The following is a 16,165-nucleotide window of genomic DNA, read 5'->3' on the forward strand; positions in this document are numbered from 1 at the left end:
GCGCGCGGTCGCCCGGCTCCACCGCCGCCACCGCCATCCGGTACACCGTCACCAGACCGGCGATCACCACGATGCCGGGGCCCGTCATCCATCGCCGCACACGGCAACAGTAGGCACCCGGCAGGCCGGCCACGTACGACGAACGCGGTAGGAGTCATGTCGTGGACGGTGTGCGGGACCGGCTGGCTCGCCGCGCCCGTCAGGTGGCGAGCTGGTCGCGGCGGCGGGTGAGGTAGGCGCGCTCCGCGGGGTTACCGGTGAGACCGATGGCCCGGTCGTACGCCGCCCGCGACTCGCCGCCGCGGCCGAGCCGGCGCAGCAGGTCGGCGCGCGCGGCGTGGAAGGCGTGGTAGCCGTCGAGGACCTCGGCGAGCCGGTCGACTTCGGCGAGCCCGACCGCGGGGCCGTCGACCTCGGCGACCGCGACCGCCCGGTTGAGCCACACGATCGGGGAGGGGTCGAGCCGCACCAGGCGTCCGTAGAGGGCGACGACGGTGGACCAGTCGGTGTCGCGGGCGGACGGGGCGTTCGTGTGGACCCAGCTGATCGCGGCCTGCACCTGGTAGCGCCCCGGCGCGTCACCGCCGCTCGCGACCGCCTCGATCCGCTCACGGATCAAGGCGTTGCCCTCGGCCAGGCGAGTGGCGTCCCACGCGCCGCGATCCTGCTCGGCGAGGGTCACCAGCTCCCCGGTGCGGGACACGCGGGCCCGCCGACGGGCGTCGGTGAGGAGCATCAGGGCGAGCAGGCCGGCGACCTCGCCGTCGCCCGGCAGGAGAGCGCGGAGCAGGCGGCCGAGGCGGATCGCCTCGTCGGTGAGGTCGACCCGCACCGGTGCGTGCCCCTCGCCGGCGAGATACCCCTCGTTGAAGACGAGGTAGACGACCGCGAGCACGCCGGAGAGCCGCTCGCGGATGTCGTCGGTCGACGGCACCCGGTAGGGGATGCGGGCCGCCTTGATCTTCGCCTTGGCGCGGGTGATCCGTCGCGCCATCGTGGTCTCCTGCACCAGGAAGGCGCGGGCGATCTCGGGGACGGTGAGGCCGCCGAGTAGACGCAGGGTGAGCGCCACCCGTGCCTCCATCGCGAGCGCGGGATGGCAGCAGGTGAAGACCAGCCTGAGCCGGTCGTCCTCGACCGGGCCGGTGGGCTCCGCAGGGGTGTCGTCGTACATGATCCGGGCCGCGTGGTGCTTGGCGTCGCGCTGCGCTTCGCGACGGAGCCGGTCGATCGCCTTGCGGGTCGCGGTGGTGGCGAGCCAACCGCCGGGATTGGGCGGCACGCCCTCGCGTGGCCACCGCTGCGCGGCCGCCAGGAACGCCTCGGCCGTCGCTTCCTCGGCGACGTCGAGGTCGCCGAAACGGCGGGTGAGGCCGGCGACCAGCCGCGCCCACTCCTCGTGGTGGGCGCGGCTGATCGCATGCTCGACGGTGGGACCGGTCACGGCGCCGGCAGCGCTCCGAGGGGCACCGCGCTCACTTCCCCCTGGGGCCGGTCAGCCGGGTCTGCCCGGGACCGCGGAACCGGTGCACCTCCTGTGGCCAGTCGAGCACGGTCGCGAGCCGACCGGCCCAGTATCGCGCCGTCGCGTCGTCGGGAACGTCCACCACGGCGAAGCCACCGAGATGCTCCTTGGTCTCGACGTACGGGCCGTCGGTGAAGACCGGCTTGCCGTCGACCGCCTCGACGCTGCACAGCGCGGTGGACCGGTCGAGCCCGCCGTTGGTGAAGACCAGCACCCCTTGGGACTGCATCTCCTCGATCACGACCCGAGCGGCCGTGGCCTTCTGGCGCAGCTCCTCCTCCGTGTGGTGGGGCACCCACTCGTCGTTGAAGGTGATCAGGTACTCCGTCATGGTTGTCTCCTCTCAGCCCGGGCCTGGGCACCCCGACTTTTCGTGCCCGGTGTCCGCCGCACACACGCTCTACGAACGGCTACGCCGTGATACGACACCATCCCGGAAACTCCTCGCCACGGCAGCCCGGCGTGGTGACTGAACGACCGCCGGGCCGCCGCGGCACCAGGACGGAAATGGATGGCCTCCCCGGCCCGCCCCGCCCTACCGTGGCGGCTGAATCCTCCTTCTCCCCTCACTCACGAGAGGAACTCACACCGCGTGACACCGCCCGCTCTCTAGACCTGACACCTTCCCGCGCACCGGTCGCCGACGTCGCCGTCGGCTCGTTTCCCGTGCCTTCCGTCAGCTCATGAGAGAGATCATGTCTACGCGTCCCCCTATCGTCCTGTCCTGCGCCCTCCGGCGCGCACGTCTTCCCCTGCCCGGGCACCGCTGCGTCCACTGCCACGGCGGCCCCGCCGTCACCCGCCACGAGAACTTCCGCTTCGACGCCCGAGACCACCGGCCGCACGATCGGCACCCCGTGGTACCGAGTTCGTCGGGGCGGCTCGTTCGTCCAGCGGTGAGCCGCCGCCACGGGCCTGAACCGGCGGGGGCGGCACGATGGCCCCGCGCCGGACTGGATCACGCGGCCGTCCGGGCCCGTTCGCGGGTGACCGCACGACGTTCGGGAACGGCCCGATACCGGAGACGACGGTGAACGCCTCGACCGGGTGGCCGGCGGCGTGGGCCGCCGTGGGGGCTGACCGCCTGCGGCTGGGCCCGGTGCTCTGATCGTCCCTGTGTCGAGGGCAGCGGGCGGGGTCTCGCCGCCGCCCGCTCCCCTCAGACAGCAGCGAATCGTCCAGGCTCCGAGTTCGAATGCACATTCCCGGCGGGCTGCCGCGACCCTAGCGTCGGAACCCGCCGTGCCGGGGATCCGCCCGCTCGGCTCCCCGTACGGCACGGAGACGATGTGGTCAACGAGATCGGCCCGACGGCACTGCGCGAGCGCGTCGAGCCCGAGGTGAAGGTGCGAGCGGACGGCGTCGTCCTGCGCGTGCGGTGTGACGGGCTCACCGTCCTCGACGGGGTCCGGCTGGGCCTCCGCGTCGGCGGCGTCGACCTGGACGCCGGTTCGGTCCTCCTGCGCTCCCGCGACCACGAGATCACCGACGAGTGGACCGCCCGGTCCGGCAAGGCGACGGGAACCCACCGGTACACGCACCGCGAGACGGTCCACGAGCTGCGACACGACAGCGGAGCCGAGTGGCAGATCCACGTCCGGGCCGGTGCGGACGGCGTGGCCGTCCGCTACGTGCTCGCCCGGCTGGAGGGCCACGGTCGCCTCGACGCCGACCGCACCCGGCTCACGCTCGAACCCGACGCCCGTGTGTGGGCGCTCGACTACCAGACCTGGTACGAGACACCGCGCTTCGGCGCCGACGTCGCCGAGCTGCCCCCGGGCGCCTACGGGTTCCCGCTTCTCGTCCGCTCACCCCGGGCGGGCGCGTACGTCCTGCTCACCGAGGCGGCGATCGACGGCCGTTTCAGCGGCGCGCACGTCGAGATCCACGACGGGGGCGAGACGCGGTTCGCGCTGGCCGACGAGTCGGTCGAGATCACCCGCGGTCCCGTGACCCCCTGGCGGGTGTTCGTGATCGGCGACCTCGCCGCGATCGTCGAGAGCCGCTTCGTCGAGGAGCTGGCGCCCCCGGCGGACCCGTCGACCGACGCGCGGTGGGTGCGTCCCGGCCGCGCCGCCTGGTCGTGGTGGTCGGACTTCTACTCCGGAGCCCAGCTGCACCGGCAGCGGCACTTCGTCGACGTCGCGGCCCGCCTCGGCTGGGAGCATCTGCTCATCGACTGCGGCTGGGACGAGACGTGGGTGCCGGAGATCGTCGCCTACGCGAGCCGCCGCGGCGTCCAGGTGCACCTGTGGGCGGTCTGGCACGACCTCGACGGGCCGGAGAACCTGGCGAAGCTCGCCCTGTGGCGGTCCTGGGGCGTCGCCGGCATCAAGGTCGACTTCATGGAGTCGGAGTCGAAGGAACGCTACCGCTGGTACGACACGATCCTCGCCGAGACCGCCCGGCTCGGCCTGCACGTGAACTTCCACGGCTCGGTCATCCCGCGGGGATGGGCGCGGACCTGGCCGCAGGTCATCGGCTACGAGGCCGTCCGCGGCAGCGAGTACTACGTCTTCTACCAGGACACGCCGCTCACCGCCGCGCACAACGTGATCCAGCCCTTCACCCGCAACGTGGTCGGGGCGATGGACTACACGCCTGTCGCGTTCGGCGCGCCGGGACGGACCACGAGCGACGGCCACGAGCTCGCGCTCAGCGTCGCGTTCGAATGCGGCATCACCCACTTCGCCGACGACGTCGACGCCTACCTCGCCCGGCCCGACGCCGCGCGGTTCCTCGCGGAGCTCGCGCCCGCGTGGGACGAGACGGTGCTGCTCGCCGGCGACCCCGACCACGAGGCCGTCATCGCCCGCCGGCGCGGTGATCGCTGGTTCGTCGGCGGTATCGCCACCGGGCCGGCGCGCCGGCTCACCGTCCCGCTCGACCGGCTGGCACTCGGGCCGGCCGACGCCTGGATCGTCGGCGACGCCACCGCGGGCGGCCTCGCTTCGCACGGGCGATCCGTCGACGGCGAACTGGTCGTCGACGTGGCGGAGAACGGTGGCTTCGTCGCGATCGTCGCCGCCCGCGACGCCCGGCTGCACCGAGCCGTCGCGCGGTCCGAGCAGCGCGCCCCGCGGGTGGACCCGGCCGTCCAGCTGCTCGGCGCGGACGGCACGGCCGTGCTGCGGACCGACGGGCGCCTGCGGCTGCCACCCGGCTGGTCGGCGGAGCACCTCGACGGCGACCGCTGGCGGGTCACCGCGCCCGCCGCCCTGGCGCCCGGCCGGGCCGGCGTGGTCACGGTCGAGCTGCCGGGCGAGGAGGGTGTCCCGGTCGTGGCGCACGCCCGCCTGTTCCGGCCCCTGACGCCCGGATCCCACCGCCTGTCGACGCTGACCATGGTCGCGTTCGAGAACGAGAGCGGCCCGATCGAACGCGACCAGAGCAACGGTGGCGGCAACCCGGGCGACGGCCGCCGCATGCGCGTCGCCGGAACGGAGTTCGACGACGGGCTGGGCGCGTCCACGCCGTCGCGGATCGAGCTCTACCTGGGCGGCTCGGCCGACCGCTTCACCGCCCGCGTCGGCGTCGACGACGAAACCCCCGGCACCGTCGCCCGGGTGAGCGTGCACGCCGACGGGGTGCCGCTGTTCAGCGCCGACGTCCGCTCGGGCGAAGCTCCGCTCAACATCGACGTCGACGTCCGAGGCGCCGCCACGCTGCGCCTGCACGCCGACACCCTGCCCGACCACCCGGAGGCGGCCCACGTCGACTGGGCGTCGGGTCGTCTCCACACCCACCACGCCACCACCACACCGGTCGAGCACTGAAGCTCGACCAGCCACCAAGGAGAAACCATGCGACACGGCAAGAGATGGATCGCCGCCGCGGCCGTGCTGGCCACCCTCACCGCCACCGGATGCGGCGGCAGCGGCGGGGGAGACGGCACGGTCACCCTGACCTACGCCACCTGGAGCGACGACCAGAAGCCGGCGATGGAGGCGATCGCCGAGGCGTTCGAGGACGCCCACCCCGACATCGATGTCCAGGTGCAGGTCCTGCCGTGGCCCGAGTACTGGTCCACCCTCCAGGTCGGCGCGGCGGGACGCACCGCCCCGGACGCGTTCTGGATGCTCGCCGACCAGTTCCCCGCGTACGCCAAGGGCAAGCAGCTGCTCGACATCACCGACGCGGTCAAGGCCGCCGGCGTCGACCTGGCTGCCTACCCCGAGGCCGTGCTCGACCTGTACGACGTCGACGGCAAGCTGTACGGCCTGCCGAAGGATTTCGACACGAACGGGATCTGGTTCAACAAGGCGCTGTTCGACAAGGCCGGGGTGGCCTACCCGGACGACAGCTGGACCTGGGACGACGCGCGCGAGGCCGCTCGCAAGCTGACCGACCCCGCCGCCGGTGTGTGGGGGATCGCCGCCCCGATCGACCGGCAGGGCGGCTACTACAACAGCATCTACCAGGCCGGCGGCAAGGTGATCGGCGACGACGGCAAGGCCGCCATCGACAGCCCCGAGGCCATCTCCGGCCTGCAGTTCTGGACGCAGATGCACGCCGAGGGGCTCTCGCCGACGCTCAAGCAGCTCTCGGACACCGAAGCGGTGCAGATGTTCATGGACCAGAAGGTCGCCATGTACTTCTCCGGCTCCTTCTGGGCCCAGCGCCTCTACGGCGACCAGGCGTTGCGTCCCCACGTCGGCGTCGCGCCGCTGCCGAAGGGGAAGCAGCGGGCCACGATGATCAGCGGGATCCTCAACGCCGGCTACGCCGGCACCGAGCACCCCAAGGAACTCGCCGAGTTCCTCATCTTCGCCAGCGGCAAGGACGCGGCCGTCATCCAGGCCAAGAGCGGCGCGGTGCTGCCCGCGTACCAGGGCACCCAGCAGGGCTGGCTCGACGCGATGCCCGAATTCGACCTCAAGGTCTTCGTCGACGCCGTCGGCTACTCGGTGCCGCTGCCGATCGCGGGTGACGCCGCGAAGTGGACCGGTCTCGAGACGCAGTACCTCGGGCCGGCGTGGGAGGGCAAGCAGAGTGTCGCCGACGCCGCCCGGGCCTACAACACAGCGATCAACGAGGTACTCGCGCAGTGACCACCGACGTCGCCAGCCCTCCCGCGCGGCGGCGCACCCGCCGCCGCGGGGGAGGACTTCTACCCGCACCCGGCTGGGGCTACCTGATGATCGCCCCGGCGTTCGTCGGCCTCGTCGCCCTCTACGTCTGGCCGTTCCTCACCACCTTCGGCAAGAGCTTCATGGACGTGCCGGCCTTCGGACCGGGCACGTTCACCGGAGTCGACAACTACACCGAACTGCTCGGCGACGGGCGCTTCTGGCAGGCCCTGCGCAACTCCGCGCTGTACACCGCGATCCTGCTGCTCGGCGTACCCGTGGCGATCGTCCTCGCCGCGCTCATCGAGCAGGTCGGCCGTGGCCGCGCCGTCTACCGGGTCCTGTTCTTCCTGCCGGTCGTGACCTTGCCGGTCGCGGTCAGCATGGTCTGGCGCTTCATCTACAACGGCGACTTCGGCCTGCTGAACTACGTCCTCTCCCTGGTCGGCGTGCCCGGCCAGTACTGGGTCGCCGACGCGACCTTCACCATCTACGCGGTCGGTGTCGTCGGCATCTGGATGAGCCTCGGCATCAACCTCATCATCCTCGGCGCCGGACTCCAGTCGATCCCGCAGGACCTCTACGAGGCCTCCTCGCTCGACGGGGCGGGACGGGTCCGCCAGTTCTTCCGGATCACCCTGCCGCTGCTGTCGCCGAGCGTGTTCCTGGTGACCGTGCTGACCGTGATCTCCGCGCTGCAGATGTTCGACCTGATCTTCGTGATGCTGCGCAGCGTCAACAACACCGCGCTGGCCGACTCGAAGACCATCGTCTACCTCTTCTACGAGAAGGCCTTCGTGGAGTTCGACCAGGGCTACGGGGCGGCGATCGCGATCGTGCTGCTGATGGTGATCATGGCCGCGACCCTCATCCAGTTCCGCCTGCAGCGTCGGTGGGTGTTCTATGACTGATCGGATCCCGCGGCGCAGGCGGATCGACCGCGCGGTGACCGGCTCGAAGGCATCCCGCCGCGGTGAGTGGGTCATCCACCTCGTCCTCGCCGTCGCGGCGGTCGTGATGGTGGCACCGTTCGTCTGGCAACTGCTCACCATCTTCAAGTCCAGCCGCGAGGCCTCGCAGGTGCCGCCGACGCTCCTGCCGGAAGACCCGACCACCGGGGCCTTCGCCACGTTCTTCGGCTCGGTGCCGTTCTGGGCGCAGCTCACCGTCTCGGTTTCCGCGCTCGTGCTCCGCGTGATCGGGCAGCTCACCGTCTCGGCGCTCGCGGGTTACGCCTTCGCCCGACTCCGGTTCCCCGGACGCAGGCTCCTGTTCGGCCTGTTCATCGCCATGCTCATGGTGCCCAGCCAACTGTTCCTCATCGGGCAGTTCGAGATCATCAGAGATCTCCAGCTGCTGGACAGCGTTCCCGCCCTGGCCATCCCGGGCATGTTCTCGGCGTTCGGGATCTTCCTGATGCGCCAGGCGTTCATGTCGATCCCCGCCGGCTTCGAGGAGGCCGCCCGCCTCGACGGCGCGGGACCCCTGCGCACGTTCTGGTACGTCATGCTCCCCATGGCCCGCCCGACCATGGCAGCGCTGGCCGTCCTCACCTCGCTGTACTCCTGGAACGACCTGCTCTGGCCGCTCATCGTGACCCCGCGTGGCGACAGGCGACCGCTCACCGTCGGCCTGGCCGGCCTCCAGGGGCAGTTCGGGACCGACTACCCCACCCTCATGGCCGGTGCCCTCGTCGCGTCACTACCCCTGATCCTGATCTTCCTGGCGCTCCAGCGGCAGTTCTTCTCCGGCATCGCCAGCAGCGGTCTGAAGGGCTGAACGACCGCCCGCCCGCCGGACACCGGCGACGGACGTCGCGGCGTCCGTCGGCTCGTCCGGGTACCACGCCGGTACCCGGACGAGCCCTCGCCCCTCCGGACCGCCGGGTGGGCGTTCCGTCACACCTCGAAGGTGGCGCCGACGCCGTCGTAGCCGTCATAGCGGCGGCGGAAACTGCTCGGACTCATCCCGTGGTGCCTGCGGAAGACCCGCGAGAAGTAGAACGGGTCGTCGAAGCCGATCTCGGCGGCGATCTCGCTGACCGTCGCATCCGTCGTGTCGAGCAGCTGCCGCGCCCGCGCCATGCGCAGCGCGGTGTGGTGGGCCAACACCCCGCCTCCGGTCGCCCTGCGGAACAGCGTGCTCAGGTGGGACGGCGACACGCCCACCAGGCGCGCCAGCTCGGGCACCTTCACCTTCCCGTCGAGGCGTTCGGCCAGATAGCTCATGGCGCGTTGCAACGGGTCCCCCGGTTCGGGCAGCACCCGGTCGACGCTGATCTGCGTCAACAGCTTCCACCCCGTCCCCGCCGCGCCGAGCAGGCGGATGGGCGACTGGTCGCGTTCGAGGCAGGTGACGATCTCGTCGAACAGGGCGACCGTCCGGTTGATGGAGCGCACCGGCACCACGGGCCGGTCGACGGTGGCCTCCATGCAGTCGGCGAGCTTCGACACGTCCGACCCCATCAGGTGGGCCCACCAGATCGTCCAGGGATCGCGCTCGTCGGCACCGTACTCGTGCGCGACCCCTCGGGGGATGACCAGCGCCTGCCACGCCCCGATCCGATGCGTGCCGGCCCCGACGCGCGCCCAGCCCGAGCCCGAGGCACACACGATCAGGACCACCTCGGGCGTGCCCCGAGGGCGCTGCATCCGGTGGTCCGCGGCGTCCGGGTAGTACCCGGCGTCGGTGACGAGGAGCCGCCCGGTGATCGGGCGCCGCAGCGCCTCGGCGACGAGCGGACGGGGGACCGACGTCAACCGTTGTCCCCGGAACCCTTCCTGGAGCGGCACCGGTCCATGGTGCGCGCGGGACCAGCGGATTGTCCATGGCGGGCGCAGACCCATCCGTCCGGCGGGAGGCGCGGTACCGGGTTTCGGCCGCGTCACATGCCGGTCGGCTCGGGTGCGTCGCTCGCCGGGTGGGCCAGCACGAACCGCTCGACGGCCGCACCGCTGACCGCGGCGCAGAACTGTCGGTACCCGGCGGTGGCGCCCCAGTGCGACAGGGCGAGGGGCCGGCCGGCGGGGAACTCCCCGTAGCCGGGATCCCACGGCGCCACCACGAACCTGCCCCCGTACCGCTCGTCGCCGAACTTGCGCGCCAGCGCCCGCAGGTCCTCGATCTGGTCCCGGACCAGCGGCTCGACGTACCAGAGGATGGTGTAGCCGTGTTCCAGGTTGTGCACCAGGATCTCGATCGCCGGCCGGTCCCGGGGGGTGTAGAACCGTCGCACGGCCGGCGCCGGCACCACGAAGTGCGGCCCGGACGACGGGGGGACCAGGTCGTACTGGACGCGCGTGGCGTACGGCTCGGCGGTGCCGGGACCGACGTGGACCCCGACTCCACGGACCGGGTCGGTCAGCTCGGGGTCGCAGCCGGCCCGGTCGAGGCCGACGCCGATGTCGGCGGCGGGGCGGCGAGCGGCCGAGTCGGCGTACGCGCGGACGAACGGGACCACCGCCACGGCCAGCAGCACGGCGCCGAGCGCGACGGTGACGGCGGCGATCCTCGGCCCGGCCGCCCGCCGTGGCTCAGCCACGGCGTCCGTCCAGGCCGCGCAGGTGAGCGGCGGCGAACTCCAGCACCACCTCGATGGGTGGCGTTCCCCGGCCGTCGAGGGTCCCGGTGCTCAGGGCGAGGACCGGCACCGGGGGGACCACGCCGTACCCGTCGTCGCGCAGCCGCGCGACGTTGCGCTGCACCGCGGGGCGCTCCCACATCGCCCGGTTCATCGAGGGCACCAGGACGACGGGCGCCGCCGCGGCGAGCAGGCAGGTGCCGACCAGGTTGTCGGCGATGCCGAGGGCCGCCTTGGCCAGGGTGTTGGCGGTGGCCGGCAGGACCAGCACCAGGTCCGCCCAGGCCGTCAGGGCGAGGTGCGGCACCTCCGTGGTCGCGTCCTCGTCGACGAGGGCGGGGTGTCCGGTCACGAGGGTGAACGAGCGGGCGGGCACGAAACGCGCCGCGGCGGAGGTGAGCACGACCCGCACGTCGAGGCCCAGCGCGTGCCGCATCACCATGATCGACTGAGGGAGGGTGAGCACGTCCGCCGAGCCGCAGGCGGCCACGAGGATCCGGCGTGCCGGGAACGGGTCGCCGGCCGTGGGCGGGGCGTCCGGCCGGTGCGGCCGGTCGGTGGTCGTCACGGTACGGGTAGCCACGATTCGCCTCCTGGCAGGGGAGAGTTGTCGTCGGTCAGTTGGCAGCGGACCAGGTCGGCGTAGACGCCGTCGGCGCGCAGCAGCTCCTCGTGGCGGCCGCGCTCGACGATGCGTCCGCCGGCGACCACGAGGATCTGGTCGGCGTTGCGCACGGTGCTCAGCCGGTGGGCCACGACGATGCGGGTGCAGCGCAGCGCCGAGATCGCCCGGTCGACGCGCCGCTCGGTGGCCACGTCGAGGTGGCTGGTCGCCTCGTCGAGCAGGAGCACGGCGGGCTGGCCGGCCACCGCGCGGGCGATGGCGAGCCGCTGCCGCTGCCCGCCGGAGAGGGCCTGGCCCCGCTCCGCGACCTGGGTGTCGTAGCCCATCGGCATCGCCGCGATGTCCTGGTCGATCGCCGCGACCTCGGCGGCCGCCCGGATCGCCGGCATGCCGATGCCGGGGTGGACCAGGCTGACGTTGCGCCGGATCGAGTCGCGGAACAGGTAGCTCTCCTGCAGCACGACGCCGAACTGGCGGCGCAGCGCGGTCGGGTCGATGTGCGACAGCGGCACCCCGTCGAACAGGATCTCCCCGGCGGTCGGCCGGTACAGGCCGGTCAGCAGCATGGCCAGGGTGCTCTTGCCGCTGCCGGAGGGGCCGACGATGGCGACCTTCTCCCCGGGCGCGACGTCGAACGAGATCCCGTGCAGGACGGGCGGCGCGGCGCCGTCGTAGCGGAAGGTGAGGTCGCGGACGCTGATCCGGCCGGTGAGCCGGGGCGCGGGCAGGCCCGGCTCGCCCGCCGGTTCGGGCTGTGCGGCGAAGACGTCGCGTAGGCGTTGCAGGTGCGACACCACCGACTGGAGCACCTGGGCGCTGGCCACCAGCGAGGCCAGCGGGGTGAGGGCGGACAGGGCCAGCGCCTGCAGGCCGAGGGTCTCACCGAGGCCGGCGCCGTCGAAGAGCCGACCGGTGCCGAGCCAGAGCAGCGCGAGCGGGCCGGCGAGCTGCACGCTGGCGGTGATGTTGGCGACCGTGGCGGATAGCCGGTTCTGGGCCACGTCGGCGTCGAGCGCCGTGGTGTACCGGCGCAGCCAGCCGTCGAAGACCTGCTGCTCGGCGCCCATGGACTTGACCGTCGCGATGCCGGACAGCGCCTCGATCAGCGCGCTCTCCGCGTCGGCCTGCACGGTGAGGTGTCGTTGGCTCAGCCGCAGCAGCCGGCCGTTGACCACCGCGACGGCCACCACCTGGGCGGTGCCGATAGCGGCGGCCAGTCCGGCGAAGGCGAGGTCGCTGGCGAGCAGCACACCGAAGTACGCGATCACCAGCACCCCGTCGATGACCGCGGTCAGCACCTGGGTGGTGACCAGTTCGCGCAGCAGGATGCTGCTGGACAGCCGCTGCATCAGGTCGCCGCTGGCGCGTTGCTGGAAGAACGCGTACGGCAGCCGCAGCAGGTGCCCGAACAGCCGGGTCATGAGCGCGGCGTCGACCCGGGCCTGGAGGGTGACCAGGAGCCGGGACCGCAGGTAGGCCACGCCGAACTGGGTCAGCACGAGCGCGGCGATGGCCAGCGCCAGGTACGGCATCAGGGCGGTCTCGCGGGCCGGCATGATCTGGTCGAAGGCGACCGTGGTGGCCATCGGCAGCGCCAGGCCCAGCGCCTGCAGGACGAGCGACACGGTGAACGCGGCACCCAGCCGCGGCAGGAACGGCCGCAGCAGCGGGTGCGCGCGTCGCAGCCGGGCGACCGGTCCGGGCCGGACGGCCGGTGGCTCGGGCGGTGACTGCGGGTCGGGGGTGTAGGTCAGCACGGTGCCGCTGAACCCGGCGGCGAACTCGTCCGGGGTGAGCAGCCGGCGTCCGAGCGCCGGGTCGACCAGCCGGATCCCGCGTTCGCCGACGTGTTCCACGACGACGAAGTGAGCGTCCTCCCAGTGCGCGACGGCCGGGAGCGGCAGGGCGGCGACGTGGGCCGCGTCGGCCCGGAAGGCCCGGCCGCGCAGCCCGAACCGTGGTGCCACGGCGAGCAGGGCGCGCGCCGTGACCCCGTCCCGGCCGACGTCGAGCCGTTCCCGGACGGTGGCCAGCGCGGCGCGTACGCCGTGCCAGCGGGCGATCATCGCCAGGCAGGCGGCGCCGCAGTCGGCGTCGGCCATCTGGAGCACCACCGGGACGCGGCGCCGACCCGGCCAGAGCCGGCGCGTCCCGCTCCCGGTCAGGCGGCCCACTGCCGCTCCCGGTGGCCGAGCGTGCGGGTGCCGGGACGGGCCGACCCGGCGGGTGGTGCCAGCAGCAGCACGGACGGCACCCGCTCTGGTGCGGCGAGTCGCAGCAGGGCCAGCCCGATCCCGGACAGGCCGGTCATCAGTTCGGGGGACGCCAGCGCCGTCGGGTTCGCGCAGCGCCAGCCGTCGGCGAGGCCGTCGCGGAGCACCGCGGTGGCCGGCGCGGCGGCCTGCCGCGGGGCGGCGGCCAGCAGCAGGTCGAGGTTGCCGAGGTCGCCGTGGCACAGCGAGTGGTTGCGCCCGAACCCGGTGGCCAGTGTGGTGGCGACCGCGGTCGTGATCTCGGCGTCCAGGCTGTCGTCCGAGCCGAGGGCGTCGCGGACGAGCAGGCGCGACAGGCCGATCCCGGGGGCGCCGTGGCACCAGGTCACCGCGCAGCGTCCCGGCCGCCGCAGGTCGGCCCAGTTCCCTTCGGCGGGACGGAACAGCGTGCGGTCGTAGGTCAGTGCCCGGGCGGCGGCGTCGGCGTACGTGGTGTCACCGGTCACCGCCGAGGCGTGCGCCAGCGCGGCGGCGATCCCGGCCGCCCCGTGGGCGAGCCCACCCAGGGCGGCCCGCTCCGACGGGTGGGCGTAGCGGTCCGCCGCGGCGCGCAGCCGGTGGGCCGCACCCCGCACGGCCGACCCGACCCGCTCCGGGTCCAGACCGGCGCGAGACACGGCGAGGACGGCCCCGGCCGACCCGTCGACCAGGTCGGGGGTCTGGTCGGTGGCGGCGAGCGCGGTGATCCGCTCCAGAGCCACGTCCACGGCCGGGGCGAACCGGCGGGTCTGCCACAGCGCCCCGAGGTGGCCGAGGGTGTAGACCAGGCCGCCCCAGCCGGTGAACGCGCCGATCCGGTCGTCGGGGATGCGCCGGTCGACGATGCGGGCGGTGAGCCCGGCGGCGGCACGATCGGCGAGATCGGTGAACCGCTGCTCGCCGGTGAGCCGACCGGCGTGGGCCAGGAAGAGCGCCACCCCGGCGAGGCCGTCGTAGAGGTGCGGGCCGAGTGGCGCCGGCGCCCAGCGGCCCGGGGCCGCGCTGGCCGGGTTGAGGCCGAACCAGGTCGGCTCGGGCCCGGGGCAGGCGAGGGCGGCCACCGTGTCGGCCACCTCGCTCGCCGCGGCCAGGTACGCCGCGGGCGGCGCCACCGGAGCCGACGGCACGTCCGCCAGCCGCCAGCGCACCCGGGCGTGCGGGGCGTCCGCGGCGTCCACCCGGGCGGTGAAGGCGGCCTGGACGAGCCAGCGCTGCCGGGCCAGGTCGGCCTCTCCCAGCCGGGCGAGCCGACGTCGCGCCTCGCCGAGGCCGGACCGGGCCAGCAGACCGGGCAGCCGCTGCCCCCGGCTGGTCCACAGGTCACGGGAGCCCACAGTGGTGGTGAACATCGGCACGTCGCGGCGCGCCAGGTCGGCCCGTTCCGCCGCGACGGTGGCGGCCAGCAGCGGCAGCTCGGCCACCCCCGACCAGAGCCAGTCGTGCAACCGCTCGGTGTCCAGGCCGTCCTGGAGCGCGTCGGTGTGCAGGGCGGCGTCGCGCAGCCGAAGGTAGGTCCGGGTCGGGCGCAGCACCACCCGGATCTCGTCGTCGGCGAACGCGGCGAGCGGCCCGTCCGGGGCGAGCAGGTCGTCACGTACCGCCGCGAGGAGGCGGTACGTGGCCGTGAAGCCGTCGAGCACCTGCGGCAGATGCGCGCCGACATCGGCGGTGTCCGGCTCCACGCCGCCCGCGTCGTGCTCGTCGTGCCGGTGGCCGGGCGCGCACAGCCGCATCTCGTCGGTCCCCTCGGCCTGCCAGGCCGAGCAGTTGCAGCCGTTGCCGGCGGGACCCGCCGCCTCGTCGGCCCGGGGCAGCAACCCCACCGCGAGCACCGAGTCGGCGATCGCGTCGCCGCCCCCGCGGGCAGTCGCGGCCCGGGAGACCGCGGGTGTGAACACCGTTTCGAGATCGACCAGGACGGGATGCTCCCCGTGGACGATCACGTTCTCCCGGTGGCAGTCGGTGGCGCCGACGGCCTGCAACAGGGCCAGCAGTGCCCCGTACCGGCGGGCGAACCGGCGCCGCCCGTCCGGCGTGGTGGGGGAGGCCGCGCCGACGTACTCGGCCCAGCCGTGGCCCCCGCGCGGCGCCACGGCGAACGTGTGCAGGTCGGCGCCCCGCTCGTTGAGCCAGGCCAGCAGGGTTTGGAAGCGGGCCTCGACGGCGACCGGCCGCGGCTTGTAGACCAGCCGCAGACCACTGTCGAAGGTGGCCACCAGCACCCGGCGGCCGTCACGGTGGGGGTCGCCGGTCTCCTCCACGTGGACCAGGCGCCCCGGTCGGGCACCGCCGTGGAACGTCGCGCCCAGCGTCGTGGCGTCGTCACACAACCGCTCCAGGAACTCGACGGTGCGGTCGGCCCAGCCGCGGGTCAGGTCGTACGCCTGCCGGGCCAGGACGGGATAGTCGGCCAGCAGCGCCAGCGCCGACTCGGGTGCGTGGTGGCGGCGGAAGAAGGCCGCGTACCGCTCCTGCGGCGTCCCGCCGGGCGTCGCGCCCCGCAACCGGTCGATGTTCAGCTCGAGGACGACGGCGCGGCTGAGCACCACCACCAGCTCGTCGAGCAGCCCGGTCACGCCCAGGCGGTCGGCGTCGGCCGGCAGCAGGTCGGGTGCGCGCTCGGCGAGCTGTCGGGCCCGTCGCGCCACCCGGGCCCTGGCCCGGGCGACCAGCGGCGCGACCAGGGCCAGGGACGCGTCGAGCGGCCGGCCGGGCAGCAGCTCGGAGTCGATCCCCGCGGCCGGTGCGGCGCGGTAGCACGCCACGAGGTCGCGGATCCACTCCGGGACCCGGCCCAGTCGGGCGGCGAGCCGCGCCGGCGGCTCGTCCAGGAGCGCGAGCAGCGTGCCCTCGTCGAGGCCCTCCGCCGCCAGCCGGCGGCGCCAGTCCTCGTCGTCGGGGAAGGCGCCGCCGGTGCGCCAGCGCGACAGCCGCCACCGGGACCGCTCACCGGGCTCCACGGCGGGAGGCGGGGGAGTGGTCAGCCGTTCGGTGACGGTCAGCGCGGCCAGGAGCCGCTGCTCGATCCGGGCGGTCGGGTCGTCGTCGGCGGGTTGCGGGACAGTGGACATGCGGCGCTCCAGCGGCGGTGGTCGGACGGTGGGCGGGGCCCGG

The 16,165-nt window shown here is 73.6% G+C and carries 11 protein-coding genes; 4 read left to right on the top strand and 7 right to left on the bottom strand.

Going from position 1 to position 16,165, the window contains the following annotated elements:
- Positions 1 to 199: 199 nt before the first annotated feature.
- On the bottom strand, positions 200 to 1,444 hold the full coding sequence (locus SM573_RS16760) for an RNA polymerase sigma factor (protein WP_474610057.1): 1,245 nt from the start codon (positions 1,442 to 1,444) through the stop codon (positions 200 to 202).
- Positions 1,445 to 1,475: 31 nt separating this feature from the next.
- Positions 1,476 to 1,856: a YciI family protein gene (locus SM573_RS16765; RefSeq protein WP_474616489.1), complete on the bottom strand. Its 381-nt coding sequence runs from the start codon at positions 1,854 to 1,856 to the stop codon at positions 1,476 to 1,478.
- Between the two features lie 958 nt (positions 1,857 to 2,814).
- On the opposite strand from SM573_RS16765, the gene SM573_RS16770 reads away from it, so the two are divergent.
- From SM573_RS16770 to SM573_RS16785, 4 genes are read left to right on the top strand one after another with little or no spacing between them, the layout of a single operon-like run.
- Positions 2,815 to 5,301: an NPCBM/NEW2 domain-containing protein gene (locus tag SM573_RS16770; protein ID WP_474616490.1), complete on the top strand. Its 2,487-nt coding sequence runs from the start codon at positions 2,815 to 2,817 to the stop codon at positions 5,299 to 5,301.
- A gap of 27 nt (positions 5,302 to 5,328) precedes the next feature.
- Positions 5,329 to 6,576: an ABC transporter substrate-binding protein gene (locus tag SM573_RS16775; protein ID WP_474610054.1), complete on the top strand. Its 1,248-nt coding sequence runs from the start codon at positions 5,329 to 5,331 to the stop codon at positions 6,574 to 6,576.
- Positions 6,573 to 7,505, top strand: coding sequence for a carbohydrate ABC transporter permease (locus SM573_RS16780; protein ID WP_474616491.1), 933 nt, complete (start codon positions 6,573 to 6,575; stop codon positions 7,503 to 7,505). The genes SM573_RS16775 and SM573_RS16780 overlap by 4 nt, the downstream gene beginning before the upstream one ends.
- On the top strand, positions 7,498 to 8,373 hold the full coding sequence (locus tag SM573_RS16785; RefSeq protein WP_474616492.1) for a carbohydrate ABC transporter permease: 876 nt from the start codon (positions 7,498 to 7,500) through the stop codon (positions 8,371 to 8,373). Before SM573_RS16780 ends, SM573_RS16785 begins: the two co-directional genes overlap by 8 nt.
- Positions 8,374 to 8,492: 119 nt before the next feature.
- On the opposite strand, the gene SM573_RS16790 is transcribed toward SM573_RS16785, so the two are convergent.
- From SM573_RS16790 to SM573_RS16810, 5 genes are all read right to left on the bottom strand, one after another.
- On the bottom strand, positions 8,493 to 9,386 hold the full coding sequence (locus SM573_RS16790) for an AraC family transcriptional regulator (RefSeq protein WP_474610051.1): 894 nt from the start codon (positions 9,384 to 9,386) through the stop codon (positions 8,493 to 8,495).
- Between the two features lie 92 nt (positions 9,387 to 9,478).
- Entirely contained in the window at positions 9,479 to 10,135 is a 657-nt protein-coding gene (locus SM573_RS16795) for a DUF3105 domain-containing protein (protein ID WP_474610050.1), read from the bottom strand.
- Positions 10,128 to 10,757: a flavoprotein gene (locus tag SM573_RS16800; protein WP_474610049.1), complete on the bottom strand. Its 630-nt coding sequence runs from the start codon at positions 10,755 to 10,757 to the stop codon at positions 10,128 to 10,130. The genes SM573_RS16795 and SM573_RS16800 overlap by 8 nt, the downstream gene beginning before the upstream one ends.
- The gene (locus SM573_RS16805) at positions 10,739 to 12,973 is read right to left on the bottom strand and encodes a peptidase domain-containing ABC transporter (protein ID WP_474616493.1); all 2,235 of its coding nucleotides are present in this window, start codon (positions 12,971 to 12,973) and stop codon (positions 10,739 to 10,741) included. Before SM573_RS16805 ends, SM573_RS16800 begins: the two co-directional genes overlap by 19 nt.
- A complete protein-coding gene (locus SM573_RS16810) occupies positions 12,961 to 16,122 on the bottom strand; it encodes a type 2 lanthipeptide synthetase LanM family protein (RefSeq protein WP_474616494.1) in 3,162 nt (1,053 codons plus the stop codon). The genes SM573_RS16805 and SM573_RS16810 overlap by 13 nt, the downstream gene beginning before the upstream one ends.
- Positions 16,123 to 16,165 lie beyond the last annotated feature (43 nt).

It is taken from the genome of Micromonospora xinjiangensis, assembly GCF_056150165.1.

What these genes read in the sequence shown, in the direction of transcription:
- SM573_RS16785 (WP_474616492.1), top strand. Translation starts at nt 7,498, where the DNA reads ATGACTGATCGGATCCCGCGGCGCAGGCGGATCGACCGCGCGGTGACC.
- SM573_RS16810 (WP_474616494.1), bottom strand. Translation starts at nt 16,122, where the DNA reads ATGTCCACTGTCCCGCAACCCGCCGACGACGACCCGACCGCCCGGATC.
- SM573_RS16765 (WP_474616489.1), bottom strand. Translation starts at nt 1,856, where the DNA reads ATGACGGAGTACCTGATCACCTTCAACGACGAGTGGGTGCCCCACCAC.
- SM573_RS16775 (WP_474610054.1), top strand. Translation starts at nt 5,329, where the DNA reads ATGCGACACGGCAAGAGATGGATCGCCGCCGCGGCCGTGCTGGCCACC.